Consider the following 14,351-nt stretch of genomic DNA (forward strand, 5'->3'; position numbering starts at 1 on the left):
GCTCGTCTACTGCGGGGCCCGGTCCAGCCAGCGGTCGATCTGGGACGTGGAGGCGGCCTGGGTTTCGCGCCGCACCGTCGCGGCCTCGCGCGACTGACGCTCGATCTCGGGCGTGTAGAGCGGACGGTAGGACGGCTGCGCCGGGACGGCTTGCGACTGCCGCCTGGCGTCGAGCTCCATCAAGGTGATGCGGGCGTTCAGCGCCTGGTTCTGGGCGAAGGCGGCGCGCTGGTCCGACTGGATGCGCATCCGCTCATTGGCCAGGCGGTGGCGCTCGGCCGTCAGGGCCGGATCGTTAAGGCCCGAATAGACCTGAGCCTGCGCGACCGCAGGCATGGCAGCGGAGAGGGCGATAAGGGCGGCGAGCATGCGCATGATCAAGATATGGGCGTGCGGCGACGCAGCCTCAAGCGTGGCCGCAACCGCTCGGCGTGCCAGCGGTTCTTGCTGCACATCCCCACACCCGTAAGGAGACACCCATGGCCCAGACCCTGGCCGGAAAGACCATCGCCGTCCTCGCCACCGACGGCGTCGAACTTGTCGAACTACAGAAGCCTGTCGCGGCCCTGAAAGAGGCCGGCGCGACGGTTGAGATCCTGTCCATCAAGTCCGGAGAGATCCAGGGCTTCAACCACCTGACCCCCGGCGACAAGATCCCCGTGGACCGTGAGGTCAAGGCGGCAGACGCCTCGGCCTATCAGGCCCTGCTGCTGCCCGGCGGCGTGGCCAATCCCGACCAGCTGCGGGTCGATCAGGACGCCCTGGCCTTCGTTCGCGCCTTCTTCGACGCCGGCAAGCCCGTCGCCGCCATCTGCCACGCGCCCTGGATTCTGATCGATGCGGGCGTGGTCGAGGGGCGCACTCTGACGTCCTACAAGACCCTGCGCACCGACCTGCGCAACGCCGGCGCCAATGTCGTGGACGAAGAGGTCGTCGTCGATGACGGCCTGGTCACCAGCCGCTGCCCGGACGACATCCCGGCTTTCAACGCCAAGATGATCGAGGCGTTCGCCGAGGGTCGTCACGCGGATCAGGCCCACAAGGCCGAGGACGCGCCGCGCCCGCCGGCGCACTGATCGCCCCGTCCTCTGTGAATGGCGCCGGGCCCCGTCCGGCGTCGTTTCGCTCAAGCTAGGGCAGCCGCCAAACCGACGTCCGCTTGACCGTCTGGTCCTCCAGTTCGCGCGTGGTCGGCACCGTGTATTCGGCCAGGAGCTCTAGCCCAAGGCGTGGGAAATAGGTCCGGTGCGGGTCGCCGATCCGCACCTCGATGCCCCGGCTGCGCGCCTCGCCCAGCCAGGCCAGCACCCGCCCGCTCATCGGCTGTTCGTAGCAGACGTCCCCCGCCAGGATCAGGTCGACGTCGGGCGCCGGCGCCTCCAGCAGGTCTGCGCCCGTGAAAATCGACTCCACTTTGTTCGCTTCGCAGTTCAGCGCCACGGCCGCGCCGGCGAATGGATCGATGTCGGCGGCCAGCACGCTCGCCGCCCCCGCCTTCATCGCCGCGACGGCGACCAGGCCCGAGCCGGTGGCGAAATCCAGCACGCGCCGCCCGGCCACTTCGTCCGGATGGTCCAGCACCCACCGCGCCAGCGCCTGACCGCCCGCCCAGGCGAAGGCCCAGAAGGGTGGCGGCACGCCCATCTCGCCCAGTTCCGCCTCCGTCAACCGCCAGATCGGCGTGACCTCGTCCGCCAGCCACAGCGATATCTCCGGCGTGTGCGAGACCGGCTGAAGGCGGGTGTTGGCGAGGATGAATGAGCGAGGGTCGGTGATCACCGGCGACGTCTATCAGCGAGGCTCGGCGCTGTAAGCCCGACCGCCCGGATGAGTGCGTCATCAAAGCAGAGCGCCAAGGGTGACCCAGTCACGGCGACCTTACGAAAAGTCAGCTTGACCTGACATAATCAACATGTCATGTTGTCCTTACATTAAGTCAGGAGAACTGGACATGGGCCGCTGGAGCGAGGGTACCGAAGCCGACCGCAAATACGTCATTCGAACCATGGCGTTCACAATCCCCTATGTAGCCGTGAACGTCGCCGCCATCTTCGGCGTGTTCGACCAGATCATCGGCAAGCCCGCCGCCTGGGTGCTGGCCGCTGCTGTTGCCGCGCCGATCGTCGGGTGGATCTGGGCCATCCTGAGCCTGATGCAGGCGTCCGACGAGTTCGTGCGTGCGCTGATGGCGAAGCGGTTCATCGTCTCGGCCGGTCTGGCCATGGCCATCGCCAGCTTCTGGGGCTTCGGCGAGAGTTACGCCAATGCGCCGCACCTGCCCAACTGGCTGATCTTCCCGCTGTTCTGGGCCTGCATGGGCGTGATGACGCCGCTGATCCGGACGTCGCGCTGATGAAGAACCGGCTGAAGCTGCTGCGCGTCGAGCGCGGCTGGACCCAGGAACAGCTGGGCCAGGCGCTGGGCGTCTCGCGCCAGGCGGTCAACGCGCTCGAGACCGAGAAGCACGACCCGTCGCTGGACCTCGCCTACCGCATCGCCGTGCTGTTCTCTCAGCCGGTCGAGGCGATCTTCGAAAACCCACACGCCTGAAAGGCTCCGACATGCGCCCCTTGAACTCTTGCGCCAAACGCCCGCCGATGTGGCTGATCATCTTCGCCGTCCTGACCGCCTGCGGCGTGTTCGGCGGTGTTGCCCGCGCCGAGGCGCCGGCCGTCGCCGCGCCGGCCTTCGCCTCGGACCGGCTGTCGGTCGAGGTCGTAGGGCAGGGGCCGGACGTCATCCTGATCCCCGGCTTCGGTTCATCACGAGAGGTCTGGCGCGCCACGGCCGACCGGCTGAGGGCCACGCACCGCGTGCATCTGGTCCAGCTGGCGGGCTTCGCCGGGGAGCCCTGGACCCACGGCGACGGCGCCTTCGTCCAGCCCGTGGTGGATGAGCTGCATCGCTACATCGCGGAGAATCATCTGGGATCGCCCGCCGTGGTGGGTCATTCCATGGGCGCCTTGGTCGGCCTGATGCTGGCCCAGCAACACCCAGCCGACGTCGGCAAGCTGATGAGCGTCGATAGCCTGCCCTTCTTTTCGGCCCTCTACGGCCCGACCGCGACGGCCGAGACCGCCGCGCCGTTCGCCGAACAGGCCGCCGCCGGCATCCTGAACACGCCGGACGAAGCCTTCCGCACCGGCCAGGCCCGCACCGCCGAGGGCTACTCCCGCGACCCGGCCACCCGCGTCGCCATGATCGAATGGACGATCGCCTCGGATCGCCGGGCCATGGCGTCCGCGATCAAGGATGTGATGACCACCGACACGCGCCCGGGTCTGCCCGCGATGACCACGCCTGTGACGGCCCTCTATGCGGCTGATGCGAATGGCGGCGCCCCGGCGGCGATGGCCGACGCGATGTGGACCCGCGAATATGCGACCTTGCCGGGCGTCACCCTGATCCGCGTCGACGACAGCCGCCACTTCATCATGGCGGACCAGCCGACGCGCTTCGCCGAGTTGCTGGACGCCTTCCTGGCGGAGTGAACCCTCGCCCATCACCGAAGGCCGCCTCCTCTTTCGTCATCCTCCGGCCGCGCAGCGGACCGGGGGACAAGGCGGCGCGCGAGAGCGCGAAACTGTCGAGGACTGCCGGCGGCAACATCGCCTTCGGCGCCGCCTGGTCCCCCGATCAAGTCGGGGGATGACGAAAGAAAGTGAGAGCGACCCGCGCCTCAGTTCATCGGCGTCGTATCGCCCACCTTCACCGGCTCCCCGGCGAACTCGTCCGCGTAGGCAGGATTGAGCAAGCCATGGAAGACGGAGTGGGGCAGGGTGATCTCGAACGGGCCGACCGCATAGGCCGCGACCTGATAGGGGTTGATCAGGAAGGTCAGGCCGCCCGCCTTGCCCGGCGTCTTGCTGGGGGCCAGGACGAAGGCGGTTGCCGCGGCCTTGGGACAGCTGAAGCCGCTGTCGCCGTCGCCCAGGGTAACCGGCTCGTCCGAGCCGCGCACCTTCTTGGCCCGGTTGATCGCCTCACACAGATAGCGGTCCAGCGCCGACATATCCGCGCCGGTTCGGAACAGGGTCGCCGCCGTCACGTCGCGCTTCAGCGCCTTGTCCCACAGCACCGAGCCGTAGGTGGTGTTGGGGTGCGCCCCCCCGGTGAATTCGTACGACGTCTGGCGCAGGCTCAGCAGCTTGCCGGTCTCGGCGGCGGTGGTCAGATCGACGTCCTTGGAATAGGCCGGAATACCGGAATCGTCGCCGAACTCGGACCGGTCGGCCTGGGCGCCTTCGGTGAATTGGCGCAGATCGCGAACGGCGGCGGCGTAGAGGCGGGCGTGGAGATCCGGCTGGCCCTTCACCGCCTCGGGCAGGGTCAGTGCGACCTCGGCGTACTGGTTCTTGCTCTCGTACTTCAGAGGCGCTGCGGCGTCGGCCGGGGTGACGGCGGGCGCTGGCGCGGCGGCCGGAACGGGCGGCTGGGCGTCCTCCTTGCGCTTGCAGCCGGCGAGCGCGGCCAGGGTCAGCAGGACGACGATGGCCGGCGCAGCGACGGAACGGATCATGGGAGGGTCTCCGGTGGTCTTCGTCAGAACTTTAGGGCGCCGAGCGCTATCGCTGCCAGCAGGATCAGCCCCGCCTCACGATTGGACTTGAATAGGCGCAGCGCCAGCACCGGGTCGTCGGCGCGTACCTCGCGCACCTGCCGCGCCAGATGCAGACCATAGACCAACAGCCCTACCCAGAAGACCGGCCCCAACCCGGCCGCCCATCCGGCCGCCCCGGCCATGACGACCGCCAGCGAATAGAAGATCGCCACGCCCCGCTGGACGCCGGCGCCGAGCCGCCGCGCCGAGGACTTCACGCCCGCCAGCGCGTCGTCCTCGATGTCCTGGAGGGCGTAGATGGTGTCGTAGCCCAGGGTCCAGAACACGCCGCCGAGGTATAGCAGCAGCGCCGGCAGGCCAACGTGGCCCAGCCGGTCCAGCTCCGGCGCCATCCAGACCTGGTCGCCCACAGCGCGGGCCTGCAGCACATAGAGCCAGGCCACGGCGGGCAGCCCGCCCACCGCCGCCGCATAGCCCAGCAGCGCGCCCCAGTTGAAGGTGAAACCCAGCCACGCCTGCGGCCACCAGGTGATCCGCTTCATGAACGGATAGGCCGCCACCAGCGCCAGCGACGCGACGCCCAAGATCAGGCAGGCCAGGTTCAGGGTCAGCAGATAGAGCAGGCTGATCAGGCTGCAGCCGATCAGGAAGGCGAAGGCCTGCTTCGCGCTGATCCGGCCGGACGGGATGGGTCGCCCGGCGGTGCGCGAGACCTTGGCGTCGATGTCGCGGTCCACGATGTCGTTGAAGGCGCACCCCGCCGCCCGCATCAGCGCGGCGCCCACGGCGAACCCCGCGATCAGCCAGAGGAAGAAGGCGTCGGGTGAGCGCTGCGCTTGCGCATAGTACAGCACGGTCCCCTGCCACCCGGGCAGCAGCAGCAACCAGATCCCCACCGGCCGGTCGAACCGCCCCAGCTTCAGCCACGGCTTCAGACCCTCCGGCGCATACCGATCGACCCAGTTGGCGCCGGCGTCGGGGAGGGGGGCGGAGGGGGCAGGCATATGCGGCTTGTAGCGACCTTCTCCCTCCCCGTCCCGGGGAGGGTGGCTGGCGCATCGACCGGGTGGGGGCGGCCGAGCTGAGCACCCGCAGTGCTTGAGTTGCCAAGCCGCCCCCACCCGACGCCTTCGGCGTCTGCCCTCCCCGCGACGGGGAGGGAGAGGCGTCGCTCTAGTATCCCCCCGCCCGCGCCAAGCGCTCCGCCTGGAACCCGGCGTCGCCCAGCAACTCGTTCAGCACCCGCACCCGCTTCATGAACAGGCCGACGTCGAACTCGTCGGTCATGCCGACGCCGCCGTGCATCTGCACCGCCTCCTGCACCGCCAGTTCGGCGACGCGCCCCGCCTTGGCCTTGGCGACCGAGGCGGCCAGACCGGCGTCATCCCGTCCGGCGTCGATGGCCTGAAGCGCGCCGATCACCGCCGCTTTGGCCAGCTCCAGCTCGGTGAACAGATGCGCCGCCCGGTGCTGCAGGGCCTGGAACTCGCCGATCAGCTTGCCGAACTGCTTGCGGGTCCGCAGGTACTCCAGCGTAATCTGGAACGCCTGATCCCCGGCCCCGGTCAGGGACGCGGCCGCGCAGGCCCGGCCAAGCGCCAGCGCGCCGTCCAGCGCCGGCGCCGCATCGCCCGCCCCGATCCGCGCATCGGCGTCGACCTGCACGTCGCTCAGCGTCACACGCGCCGCGTTGTGCGCATCCACCATGACCGTCCGCTCGACCGCCACGCCATGGGCCGCAGGATCGACCAGGAACAGGCCGAGGCCGTCGTCGGTCTTCGCCGCCACGATCAGGACGTCGGCCACATGGCCGTCCAGCACCATCGCCTTGGCGCCGTCCAGCCGATAGCCGTTGCCCGCCCGCGCGGCCGTCGTGGCGATGCGCTCCGGCGCGTGCTTGGCGCCTTCGTCCAGGGCCACGGCGACAATGGCCTCGCCCGCCGCGATCTTCGCCAACCAGGCCTGCTGATCGCCGGACCCGCCCTTGAGCAAGGTCGCGCCCAGCACCGCCGAACCGAAGAAGGGCGAGGGCGTCAGCGTCCGCCCCAGGCTTTCGGCGATCACCCCCGCCTCGACCGCGCCGAGGCCGGAACCGCCATGCGCCTCATCGATCAAGACGCCAGCAAAGCCCATCTCGCCAAAGGCCCGCCACAGCTCGCGCGACACGCCGTCCGGGTCCCGCTCGTCCCGCAGTTTGCGGAAATGCGCGATCGGCGCGTGCTCGCTCAGGAAGCCGTCGGCGGCCTCCTTCAGCATCGCCTGTTCGTCGGTCAGGATCAGGGGCATGCGTCAGGCTCCCGGCAACTGGAGCAGGTGTTTGGCGATGATGTTCAGCTGGATCTCGCTGGTGCCGCCCTCGATGGAGTTGGCCTTGGTGCGCAGCCAGTCGCGCGCGGCGGCGCCGCCGTGCGAGCGCTCGCCCTCCCACTCCAGGGCGTCTATCCCGCCCGCCGCCATCGCCAGTTCGTGCCGCCGCTTGTTCAGCTCGGACCCATAGTATTTCAGCATCGAGGCCAGCGCCGGATGGGCCTGCCCCGCCTTGTGCAGGTCGCCGGTGCGCTCCATCGACAGGCGGAAGGCGGCCTGGTCGATCTCCAGCTCGGCGATCCGCGCGCGCAGCATCGGCTCGTCCAGACGGCCGGTCTCGTCCAGGCCCAGCGCGTCCGTCGCCACCGCCGACAGCGGCCGTCCGCCGCCCGCGTCGCCCATGGCGCCGATCATGGTCCGCTCATGCGCCAACAGGTGTTTGGCCACGTCCCAGCCGCGGTTCAGCGTCCCGACCAGGTTCGCCTTCTCGACCCGCACATCGTCGAAAAAGGTCTCGCAGAAGGGGCTCTTGCCGCTGATCAGGGTGATCGGCCGTGTCGTCACGCCCGGCGTCGCCATGTCGAACAGGACGAAGGAAATGCCCAGATGCTTGGGCGCTTCAGGATCCGTGCGAACCAGACAGAAGATCCAGTCGGCCTGATCGGCATAGGAGGTCCAGATCTTCTGGCCGTTGACGATCCAGTGATCGCCCCGGTCTTCCGCACGTGTCTGCACAGACGCCAGGTCCGACCCCGCGCCCGGCTCGGAATAGCCCTGACACCAGCGCACCTCGCCTCGCACGATGGGCGGCAGGAATTTCAGCTTCTGCTCTTCGGTCCCGAAGGCCAGCAGGGCCGGGCCCAGCATCCAGACGCCGAAGCTGTTCAGCGGCGACTGCGCTCCGATGCGCCGAAGTTCGGACGCCAGCACCTTGGCCTCCTCGCGGCTCAGGCCCCCGCCGCCGTATTCGGTCGGCCACTCCGGCGCCGTCCAGCCCTTGGCGCCCATCCGCTCCAGCCACAGCTTGTGCCCCGGCGTGGCGAAGGTCGCGTTGCGCCCGCCCCAGATCCATTCCGCCTCGGTCGCGGGCCCGCGCACATCCGCCGGACAGTTCGCCTCCAGCCACGCGCGCGCCTCGGCGCGGAAGGTCTCCAGATCGCTCATGTCGCGTATTCCCGCGCTTCCTCTGCCGCCGACGTTAGCAGATGGGTTTCGATTGGCCACGGTCACCTAAGGGAAGGGCAACAGCTTGCTGCGCCGAGCGTTGGTCACGGTCTGACGGAGCGATTTCATGACCTATCTCACCCGCGCGGTGTTCGCCGGAGCCAGCCTGCTGCTGATGCTGGCGGCCACGGCCTTGATTGGATTCGGGGTGAAGGAGGCGCTCGACAGCATCGGAGCGCCAGAGGTGTCGGGCGCCGACGCGGTGCTGGACGTCCTGGGGTATGTGATCGTGGCCATCGCCGTGTTCGACGTGGCCAAATACATCTTCGAAGACGAGGTGCGGCGCGGCAACGAGCGGCGCAGCGCGGCCGAGGCCCGCCGCAGCCTGACCAAATTCCTGTCCACCATCGTCATCGCCCTGTTCCTGGAAGCTCTGGTGGTGGTCTTCAAGACGGCTCGTGAGGACGTGTCCCAACTCATCTACCCGACCGCCCTGCTGGTCGCCGCCGTACTGGTGCTGGTGGGGCTGGGCGTCTTCCAGCGCCTGTCTGCGACCGTCGAGGAAAAGGTCGGCGATGACGACGAGGCGGAGGACCGCGCGGATCAGGCTGAGCACAGGGCGGCGCATGGTGCGAAGGGCCCGGCCCGGCGCGCCTCTGGTCCGAAGCGCTAGACCGGCCAGCCAGACAGGGTTCAGATCGCGTCGGGCAGGGGTCTCCCTTCGATGAAGGCGGTCATGATGGCGGGCATCAGGTCGCGCTCGGCCAGATGCTGCACCACGCCGTGCTCGTTCAGGCCGGGGATCATGTGCAGGGTGACGCCCGGCGTGTCGGCCAGGTTTTCGGCGTGGAAGCGATCCTTGCCCATGTCTGCGCCGAAGTAGAGATCGACCGCCATCGGCGGATCACGCTCGCGCAGCCAGTCCGCGCAGTCGCCCAGTTCTTCGCGGGCTTCCGCCATCAGGCGGTCCGCCATGCCCGGCGCGCGGCCGTCGGCGCGCTGCGAGGTCCGCTCCGCCGACAGGGTGGTCAGCGCGCCGAAGCCGACGGTTCGCGTCGCCCCCGCCAGCTGCCCGTAACGCAGCGCGGCGAACCCGCCGGACGAGTTTCCCATGCACAGGATCTCGTCGGCCCCCAGCCGCTTCGCCAGCCGCCGCATCCCCTCAGTCGTCGAACGCACATCCGAGCCCAGGGTCGATACGCCCTTGAGATAGATCAGCCGCTCTGGGTCCTTCAGCACCACCACATGGGTGTCCAGCGCCGCTGTCCAGGTCAGCATCTGCTCGATGGAGACGCCCAGCCGGTTCGACAGGCCGGAGAAGGTGAAGACGACCCGCCGCGACCCCGGCCGCTCATGCACCTGCATGATGCTTTCGTCCGATCCGTCGCGCGGCATATGGCGGGCCAGATCCTCGAACATCCGTCGCGCGCCGTCCCGGGCGCCCTCGAAATCCGATGCCTGCTCCACCGCTTCGATCCAGGCCATCACCGGTTCGCGGTGGCCCATGTTCAGCATCTGCTTGGCCATGACCATGTGGTGCCGCGTGATCGGCCGCATGCTCAGAAGCTCGCTGCCGATGGCGTGAACCGCATCGCGGTTCAGGGCGCGCGCCTCGGCCTCGATCGCCAGGCGGACCACCAGCGGCTGGCGATCGCCGTCGGCATAGGCCGCCCGTCCGGCCGCCAGGGCGGCTTGGCGCGCCCGCTTCGACAAGTCCAGGATCGCCTTGTCGTCGGCCGTCTTGTCTCGCAGGCTCTCGAACACCCGGCGGAAGGTCTCGGTGATCAGATCGGGCGCCTCGATCCCGCTCTCGATCAGAGCGCCCAGCAGTTGCTTCTGGTCCCGCAGCGTCGACGCTGATGCGGCCACGGCGCGAACGGTTGCCTCGTCACCCTCTGCGATCGCCCCGTTCAGGGCCTCGAGCGAGAAGGGCGCGGGGGTCTCGTCACTCATACGAAGGCTCACAGGCGTCGCGGGGAGGCACGACACCTAGTGCCTAACGCATTCCGGCGTTCGCGCACCAGTGACGAAAGCCCGCATGCACAGCCCTGCGCCCGCTACTTCCCCGTCGGCATGAAGGGCGAGAAGGTGATGACGGTGAAAGTGTCGCGGATGTGCGGCCGGGTCTGCACCTGGGTGGTGACGAAGGCGCCGATGTCGGCGTCGCGCGCCAGCGTAAACTTGGCCAGCAGGTCATGCTGGCCCGAGGTGGAATAGACCTCCGAGACGTTCTCGACATTGTCCACGATGTCGGCGGCGACCTCGTGCGCGAACCCCAGCTCGCATTTGATGAAGACGAAGATGGCGGTCATCATGGCGGCTCTCCGAGGCGATCTGGCGGTGATGGGTGACGGTTAGAAGCGACCTCGAAGCTGATTACAACAACCGCGCCCGCGTGCCCGATCATCCGCAGGTCATGGCCCGCTGGAAGGCGGCGTCGCAGGCGGCCCGCGACGCTCACCCACCGCGCCACATCGCACACGGTGCGAGCGCGCGCGAGCGGCTGGACTGGTTTGGAGCGGGGCCGGGCGCGCCGGTCGTCGTCTTCATCCACGGCGGCTACTGGCAAGCGCTGGACGGCGACTGGGTCAGCTTTGTCGCGCCGCCGCTGCTGGCGCACGGGGTCAGCGTGGTCGTCCCGACCTATGACCTGTGCCCCGCCGTGCGGCTGGGCCGGATCGTGGATCAGATGCGCGCCGTGACCGACGTCGTGCGGGCCGAGACGGGCCGCCGACCGCTCGTGGCGGGTCACTCCGCCGGCGGCCACCTGGCGGCCTGTCTGCTCAGCGAGGGCCGCGCCTCGGCGGCTCTGGCCATCTCCGGCGTCTTCGACCTGCGGCCGCTGGTCGAGACGTCTCTGAACGAGGCCCTGGACCTGCAACCGCTTGAGGCGGCGGCCTTGTCGCCCCTGTTCTGGCCCGCGCCGAACGGCGGCGCGCCCGGCGGAACGGCGCTGGATTGCTGGGTCGGCGCGGCCGAAAGCGACGCCTTCCGAGCCCAGAGCCGGACCATGGCCGAAACCTGGGCCGCCGCCGGCGCCGACACCCGCTGCATAGAGGTCGAGGGCGCAGACCACTTCACCGTGCTGGATCCGCTATTTGACGAGAAGAGCGCGATGGTGCGGCGGCTTGTCGAAATGGCGGAGGCCTAAACTTTTCGAGCACAGCTTGACCTTGGCCGCCGCCCGCCCGAGTGAACCGGCGACACCGGAGACAAGACCATGCGCCATTCCCGCCTGACCGTGCTGACCTCGCTGGAGGCGCAGGGCGTATGCCCGGTCTTCTATCATCCGGACCCCGAGGTCTGCCTGAACGTCATCCGCGCCAGCGCGCGCGGCGGGGCGAAGGCGGTGGAGTTCACCAACCGGGGCGACTTCGCCGTCGATCTATTCGGCGATATCGCGCGCGAGCTGCAGAAGACCGACCCGGAGATCATCCTGGGCATCGGCTCCATCGTCGATGCGGGTACGGCGGCGCTGTATCTGAACCGGGGTGCGCGCTTCGTGGTCAGCCCCTGTCTGGTGCCCGAGGTGGCGCGGGTCTGCAATCGCCGGATGACCGCCTACTTCCCCGGCTGCGGCTCGGTCACCGACATCGGCGAGGCGCACGAGCTGGGCTGCGAGATCGTCAAGCTGTTCCCCGGCGCCAGCGTCGGCGGCCCGGACTTCGTCAAGGCGGTGACGGGCCCCATGCCCTGGACCAAGATCATGCCGACCGGCGGGGTCGAGCCGGACGAGGCGTCGATCGCCAAATGGTTCGGCGCCGGCATCGTCGCCTGCGGCATGGGCTCGAAGCTCGTCACCGACGCCGCGCTGAAGTCGGGCGACTGGGCCTCGATCGAGGCCAATACGAAGAAGGCGGTCGACGCCATCGCCGCCTTCCGCGCGAAGTAAGAAGACCGTCTCCCCTCGGGGGAGAAGGTGGGCCGCGATAGCGGCTCGGATGAGGGGGACGCCGGCCTCTTTCAGAACGATTGACGGTGAGCGTGCTTCCACCCGCCCCCTCAACCGTCAGGCTTCGCCTGCCATCGTCTCCCCCGAGGGGAGAAGGCTCACTCAGCAGGCGGGGGCGGACCGGCGTCGCGGCCGCCGCGACGGCCGCCGCGCTCGCCCTTGCCGTGGCGGATCAGAATGGGCGCCAGCGCCTTGCGGTCCGCAGGGCTCAGGTCGCTGAAGATCGCCAGGGCGCCGCTTTCCAGGCGGGCGCGTCCGCGCATTTCCGCCAGGCGCGACTGTTCCAGCAAGCCCTGCACCCGCGCCTGATCGAACGGATCGGCGCCGGCCGCCTCCATCGCCTGACGCCGGGCCGCGCGCGCGGCGTCGAAGTCAGGGCGTGCGGCCAGGGCCGAGGCGCGCAGGGCCTCGCGCACCTGATCGCGCTTGGCGGGATCCATCTGGTCCACCACCTGCAGAATGGGCGGGCCCCGGTCGGGGCGGCGCTGCTCGGCGATCTGGGCCTCCGCCCGTCGCGCGCCGACATAGGCCGTCGCGCCCGCCACCACCGCGAACAGGTTCAGCGCCACCGAGATGGCCAGGGCGATCTTCAGCCAGCGGTCGCTCATCCCAGCACCTCCACGTCATCCACGCCCGTCGCCGAGGCCTGGTACAGCACCGCATCGGCGCGCACGGACTGGGTCAGTTCGCTGCTCAGGCCCACGCCCGCGACGGCGCCGGCGAAGGCGGCGGCGGCCCAGCCGCCGGCCAGGGCCCAGCCCAGCTTATTCAGATGCGGCCGGATCATCCAGCCGCGACCGGCCGTCGGCGCCTGGGCGATGATCCGGTCGCGCAGGGCGGCCGAGACGTGCGGGCGCGGCGCGGCGTCCAGCCAGGCGTCGGCGGCGTCGGCCTCGGCCAGGGCGTCGGCGAACGCCGTGGGCTGGGCGGCGATCAGCGCGCGCGCGGCTTCCCGCTCGCTCTCGGGCCAGCGCCGGTGGTCGGCGCCGTAGGCCTCGATCAGACTGTGCACTCTCTGGACGTTCATCGTCCTGTTCCTCCAACCCCCTCGGCGCCGGGCTTCAAATCCCCCAACGCCTGCCGCAGCGCCCGACGGCCCCGCGACAGCAAACTCTCCAGCGCCTCGACGCTGACGTCCATCAGGGCGGCCGCGTCGATATTGCTCATCTCCTGATAATGGCACAGGACGATGGCCTCCCGCTGCCGTTCCGGCAGGGCCGCCAGCGCCGCGTTGACGCGTGCGCCTGTCTCGGCCGCCAGCAGGCCCCGGTCCGGGGCCGGACCCTCGTCCGGCCGCTCGGGCGGCGCGTCGGTGACCACTTCGCGCTTTCGCCTCAGCCGGTCGTAGCAGAGATTCAGCGCCACACGGTGCAGCCAGGTGTCGAACTTGGCCTGGCCCGGCCGCCATTTCGGCGCCTGCTTCCAGGCCCGCAACATGGCCTCCTGGGCCACGTCTTCGGCCTCGACGGGATCGTTCAGCATCCGCTGCGCCAGGCCCAAGACGCGCGGCAGCTTGCGCGCGACCAGGGCTTGGATCGCCGCGGGGTCGCCTCGACCCACGCGGCGAACCAGATCCTCGTCGGGGTCGGCGGTTCCAACCAAGCCGGCTTCTTTCGTCAACGGAAAGGGCCATGCGATGAGAACCGCCGCGCCCGACATCATCCTACTCCGAAGGCGCCGTCGAAGGCGACGCCGGTTGTTGCGCCTGGCGGGCGGCCCGGCGTTCGGCGCGACGTTCCTGACGGTGCTCGCGCATTTCGGCGTGGCTGGCCTGACGTTCCGCCTGGCTCAGATAGCCGTCGCGGTCCGCGTCGGCCTTGGTGAACTGTTCGGTCAGCTTGGCGCTGACGTCCGAGATCACGACAGGACCGCGTTCGCCGCGGGGGCCGCCGGGACCGCCCATGCCGCCGTGACGGCCGGGGCCGCCGCGATGACCGCCGTGGCCCACACGATGACCGGCGCGTTCGGCGCGCGGGCCCTCACGCTCGGGGCGGGTGGTGAACTCCGCCCGGCTGATGGAACCATCCCGGTTGGTGTCCAGCCGGTCGAACATGGCCGCCTGTCGCTCGGCGCGCTGGGCCTGCCGGCCGGCCTGGACCTCCTCGACAGAAACGGTTCCGTCGCGGTTGGCGTCCTGCGCCGTCAGCCGGGCGATGCGCCCGTCGACGAACTCGGCGCGGCTGATCCGGCCGTCGTTGTCGGCGTCCGGGCCGCGGTGTTGGGCCGCCGGCGCCTGCTGGGCTGTGGCCACACCGACCGCCGCCGCCAGCGAGAGAGCAGCTACGCCGCCCAGGATGAAGGTCTTCCTCATGGTCTCGAAAACTCCTGATGGCGCGCAAGACGCGCCGGTTCTGTCCCTGTCAGGAA

At 69.6% G+C, this 14,351-nt stretch carries 19 protein-coding genes; 7 read left to right on the forward strand and 12 right to left on the reverse strand.

Going from position 1 to position 14,351, the window contains the following annotated elements; genetic code table 11:
* Positions 1-6: 6 nt before the first annotated feature.
* Positions 7-369, reverse strand: coding sequence for a hypothetical protein (locus ASG17_RS04125; RefSeq protein ID WP_162238769.1), 363 nt, complete (start codon positions 367-369; stop codon positions 7-9).
* Between the two features lie 110 nt (positions 370-479).
* On the opposite strand from ASG17_RS04125, the gene ASG17_RS04130 reads away from it, so the two are divergent.
* Positions 480-1,076 (forward strand): type 1 glutamine amidotransferase domain-containing protein, encoded by a 597-nt coding sequence (locus ASG17_RS04130; RefSeq protein WP_056099593.1) that lies wholly within the window; start codon positions 480-482, stop codon positions 1,074-1,076.
* 55 nt (positions 1,077-1,131) lie between these two features.
* Here ASG17_RS04130 and ASG17_RS04135 read toward each other — a convergent pair whose 3' ends face one another.
* Positions 1,132-1,776, reverse strand: a complete 645-nt coding sequence (locus tag ASG17_RS04135) for a methyltransferase (RefSeq protein ID WP_200935060.1) — start codon at positions 1,774-1,776, stop codon at positions 1,132-1,134.
* A 175-nt stretch (positions 1,777-1,951) separates the two neighbouring features.
* On the opposite strand from ASG17_RS04135, the gene ASG17_RS04140 reads away from it, so the two are divergent.
* The 3 genes from ASG17_RS04140 to ASG17_RS04150 are packed head-to-tail and all read left to right on the forward strand — an operon-like array spanning position 1,952 to position 3,491.
* The gene (locus tag ASG17_RS04140; protein ID WP_056099600.1) at positions 1,952-2,353 is read left to right on the forward strand and encodes a hypothetical protein; all 402 of its coding nucleotides are present in this window, start codon (positions 1,952-1,954) and stop codon (positions 2,351-2,353) included.
* On the forward strand, positions 2,353-2,550 hold the full coding sequence (locus ASG17_RS04145) for a helix-turn-helix transcriptional regulator (RefSeq protein ID WP_056099603.1): 198 nt from the start codon (positions 2,353-2,355) through the stop codon (positions 2,548-2,550). The genes ASG17_RS04140 and ASG17_RS04145 overlap by 1 nt, the downstream gene beginning before the upstream one ends.
* Before the next feature lie 47 nt (positions 2,551-2,597).
* Positions 2,598-3,491 carry an alpha/beta fold hydrolase gene (locus tag ASG17_RS04150; protein ID WP_235560354.1) on the forward strand — a complete coding sequence of 298 codons (894 nt, stop codon included), beginning with the start codon at positions 2,598-2,600 and terminating at the stop codon, positions 3,489-3,491.
* 188 nt (positions 3,492-3,679) lie between these two features.
* On the opposite strand, the gene ASG17_RS04155 is transcribed toward ASG17_RS04150, so the two are convergent.
* From ASG17_RS04155 to ASG17_RS04170, 4 genes are all read right to left on the reverse strand, one after another.
* Complete coding sequence (locus ASG17_RS04155; protein WP_056099608.1) at positions 3,680-4,519, reverse strand: DUF3298 and DUF4163 domain-containing protein; 840 nt, start codon at positions 4,517-4,519, stop codon at positions 3,680-3,682.
* Between the two features lie 23 nt (positions 4,520-4,542).
* Positions 4,543-5,565: a UbiA family prenyltransferase gene (locus ASG17_RS04160; protein ID WP_056099612.1), complete on the reverse strand. Its 1,023-nt coding sequence runs from the start codon at positions 5,563-5,565 to the stop codon at positions 4,543-4,545.
* A 169-nt stretch (positions 5,566-5,734) separates the two neighbouring features.
* The gene (locus tag ASG17_RS04165) at positions 5,735-6,847 is read right to left on the reverse strand and encodes an acyl-CoA dehydrogenase family protein (RefSeq protein WP_056099614.1); all 1,113 of its coding nucleotides are present in this window, start codon (positions 6,845-6,847) and stop codon (positions 5,735-5,737) included.
* Positions 6,848-6,850: 3 nt separating this feature from the next.
* On the reverse strand, positions 6,851-8,032 hold the full coding sequence (locus ASG17_RS04170; protein ID WP_056099617.1) for an acyl-CoA dehydrogenase family protein: 1,182 nt from the start codon (positions 8,030-8,032) through the stop codon (positions 6,851-6,853).
* 127 nt (positions 8,033-8,159) lie between these two features.
* Here ASG17_RS04170 and ASG17_RS04175 point away from each other — a divergent pair, with 127 nt between their 5' ends.
* Complete coding sequence (locus ASG17_RS04175; RefSeq protein ID WP_056099619.1) at positions 8,160-8,705, forward strand: hypothetical protein; 546 nt, start codon at positions 8,160-8,162, stop codon at positions 8,703-8,705.
* Between the two features lie 20 nt (positions 8,706-8,725).
* Here ASG17_RS04175 and ASG17_RS04180 read toward each other — a convergent pair whose 3' ends face one another.
* Both ASG17_RS04180 and ASG17_RS04185 read right to left on the reverse strand, forming a co-directional pair.
* Positions 8,726-9,985 carry an alpha/beta fold hydrolase gene (locus ASG17_RS04180; RefSeq protein ID WP_056099621.1) on the reverse strand — a complete coding sequence of 420 codons (1,260 nt, stop codon included), beginning with the start codon at positions 9,983-9,985 and terminating at the stop codon, positions 8,726-8,728.
* Positions 9,986-10,089: 104 nt separating this feature from the next.
* Entirely contained in the window at positions 10,090-10,347 is a 258-nt protein-coding gene (locus ASG17_RS04185) for an Lrp/AsnC ligand binding domain-containing protein (RefSeq protein WP_056099624.1), read from the reverse strand.
* Positions 10,348-10,379: 32 nt separating this feature from the next.
* Here ASG17_RS04185 and ASG17_RS04190 point away from each other — a divergent pair, with 32 nt between their 5' ends.
* Together ASG17_RS04190 and ASG17_RS04195 are read left to right on the forward strand one after the other, a co-directional pair.
* Complete coding sequence (locus ASG17_RS04190) at positions 10,380-11,183, forward strand: alpha/beta hydrolase (RefSeq protein WP_056099628.1); 804 nt, start codon at positions 10,380-10,382, stop codon at positions 11,181-11,183.
* Positions 11,184-11,252: 69 nt separating this feature from the next.
* Positions 11,253-11,924 (forward strand): bifunctional 4-hydroxy-2-oxoglutarate aldolase/2-dehydro-3-deoxy-phosphogluconate aldolase, encoded by a 672-nt coding sequence (locus ASG17_RS04195; protein ID WP_056099631.1) that lies wholly within the window; start codon positions 11,253-11,255, stop codon positions 11,922-11,924.
* A gap of 158 nt (positions 11,925-12,082) precedes the next feature.
* Here the strand turns inward: ASG17_RS04195 and ASG17_RS04200 are convergent, their stop codons facing one another.
* The 4 genes from ASG17_RS04200 to ASG17_RS04215 all read right to left on the reverse strand — a co-directional run bounded on the left by ASG17_RS04200 (position 12,083) and on the right by ASG17_RS04215 (position 14,295).
* Positions 12,083-12,592, reverse strand: coding sequence for a periplasmic heavy metal sensor (locus tag ASG17_RS04200; protein WP_056099633.1), 510 nt, complete (start codon positions 12,590-12,592; stop codon positions 12,083-12,085).
* Positions 12,589-13,011: a hypothetical protein gene (locus ASG17_RS04205; protein ID WP_056099636.1), complete on the reverse strand. Its 423-nt coding sequence runs from the start codon at positions 13,009-13,011 to the stop codon at positions 12,589-12,591. Before ASG17_RS04205 ends, ASG17_RS04200 begins: the two co-directional genes overlap by 4 nt.
* Positions 13,008-13,586: an RNA polymerase sigma factor gene (locus tag ASG17_RS04210; protein ID WP_056103055.1), complete on the reverse strand. Its 579-nt coding sequence runs from the start codon at positions 13,584-13,586 to the stop codon at positions 13,008-13,010. The genes ASG17_RS04205 and ASG17_RS04210 overlap by 4 nt, the downstream gene beginning before the upstream one ends.
* Positions 13,587-13,647: 61 nt before the next feature.
* Complete coding sequence (locus tag ASG17_RS04215; protein WP_056099639.1) at positions 13,648-14,295, reverse strand: EF-hand domain-containing protein; 648 nt, start codon at positions 14,293-14,295, stop codon at positions 13,648-13,650.
* Between the last annotated feature and the right edge of the window lie 56 nt (positions 14,296-14,351).

The organism is Brevundimonas sp. Leaf363 (genome assembly GCF_001424025.1).
GTDB lineage: Bacteria > Pseudomonadota > Alphaproteobacteria > Caulobacterales > Caulobacteraceae > Brevundimonas.

Excerpts from the sequence above, each read along its gene's own strand:
- ASG17_RS04215 (WP_056099639.1), bottom strand. The coding sequence starts at position 14,295 with ATGAGGAAGACCTTCATCCTGGGCGGCGTAGCTGCTCTCTCGCTGGCG.
- ASG17_RS04150 (WP_235560354.1), top strand. The coding sequence starts at position 2,598 with ATGTGGCTGATCATCTTCGCCGTCCTGACCGCCTGCGGCGTGTTCGGC.
- ASG17_RS04160 (WP_056099612.1), bottom strand. The coding sequence starts at position 5,565 with ATGCCTGCCCCCTCCGCCCCCCTCCCCGACGCCGGCGCCAACTGGGTC.
- ASG17_RS04125 (WP_162238769.1), bottom strand. The coding sequence starts at position 369 with ATGCTCGCCGCCCTTATCGCCCTCTCCGCTGCCATGCCTGCGGTCGCG.
- ASG17_RS04155 (WP_056099608.1), bottom strand. The coding sequence starts at position 4,519 with ATGATCCGTTCCGTCGCTGCGCCGGCCATCGTCGTCCTGCTGACCCTG.
- ASG17_RS04165 (WP_056099614.1), bottom strand. The coding sequence starts at position 6,847 with ATGCCCCTGATCCTGACCGACGAACAGGCGATGCTGAAGGAGGCCGCC.
- ASG17_RS04205 (WP_056099636.1), bottom strand. The coding sequence starts at position 13,011 with ATGAACGTCCAGAGAGTGCACAGTCTGATCGAGGCCTACGGCGCCGAC.
- ASG17_RS04170 (WP_056099617.1), bottom strand. The coding sequence starts at position 8,032 with ATGAGCGATCTGGAGACCTTCCGCGCCGAGGCGCGCGCGTGGCTGGAG.
- ASG17_RS04140 (WP_056099600.1), top strand. The coding sequence starts at position 1,952 with ATGGGCCGCTGGAGCGAGGGTACCGAAGCCGACCGCAAATACGTCATT.
- ASG17_RS04145 (WP_056099603.1), top strand. The coding sequence starts at position 2,353 with ATGAAGAACCGGCTGAAGCTGCTGCGCGTCGAGCGCGGCTGGACCCAG.
- ASG17_RS04195 (WP_056099631.1), top strand. The coding sequence starts at position 11,253 with ATGCGCCATTCCCGCCTGACCGTGCTGACCTCGCTGGAGGCGCAGGGC.
- ASG17_RS04180 (WP_056099621.1), bottom strand. The coding sequence starts at position 9,985 with ATGAGTGACGAGACCCCCGCGCCCTTCTCGCTCGAGGCCCTGAACGGG.
- ASG17_RS04185 (WP_056099624.1), bottom strand. The coding sequence starts at position 10,347 with ATGATGACCGCCATCTTCGTCTTCATCAAATGCGAGCTGGGGTTCGCG.
- ASG17_RS04200 (WP_056099633.1), bottom strand. The coding sequence starts at position 12,592 with ATGAGCGACCGCTGGCTGAAGATCGCCCTGGCCATCTCGGTGGCGCTG.
- ASG17_RS04175 (WP_056099619.1), top strand. The coding sequence starts at position 8,160 with ATGACCTATCTCACCCGCGCGGTGTTCGCCGGAGCCAGCCTGCTGCTG.
- ASG17_RS04130 (WP_056099593.1), top strand. The coding sequence starts at position 480 with ATGGCCCAGACCCTGGCCGGAAAGACCATCGCCGTCCTCGCCACCGAC.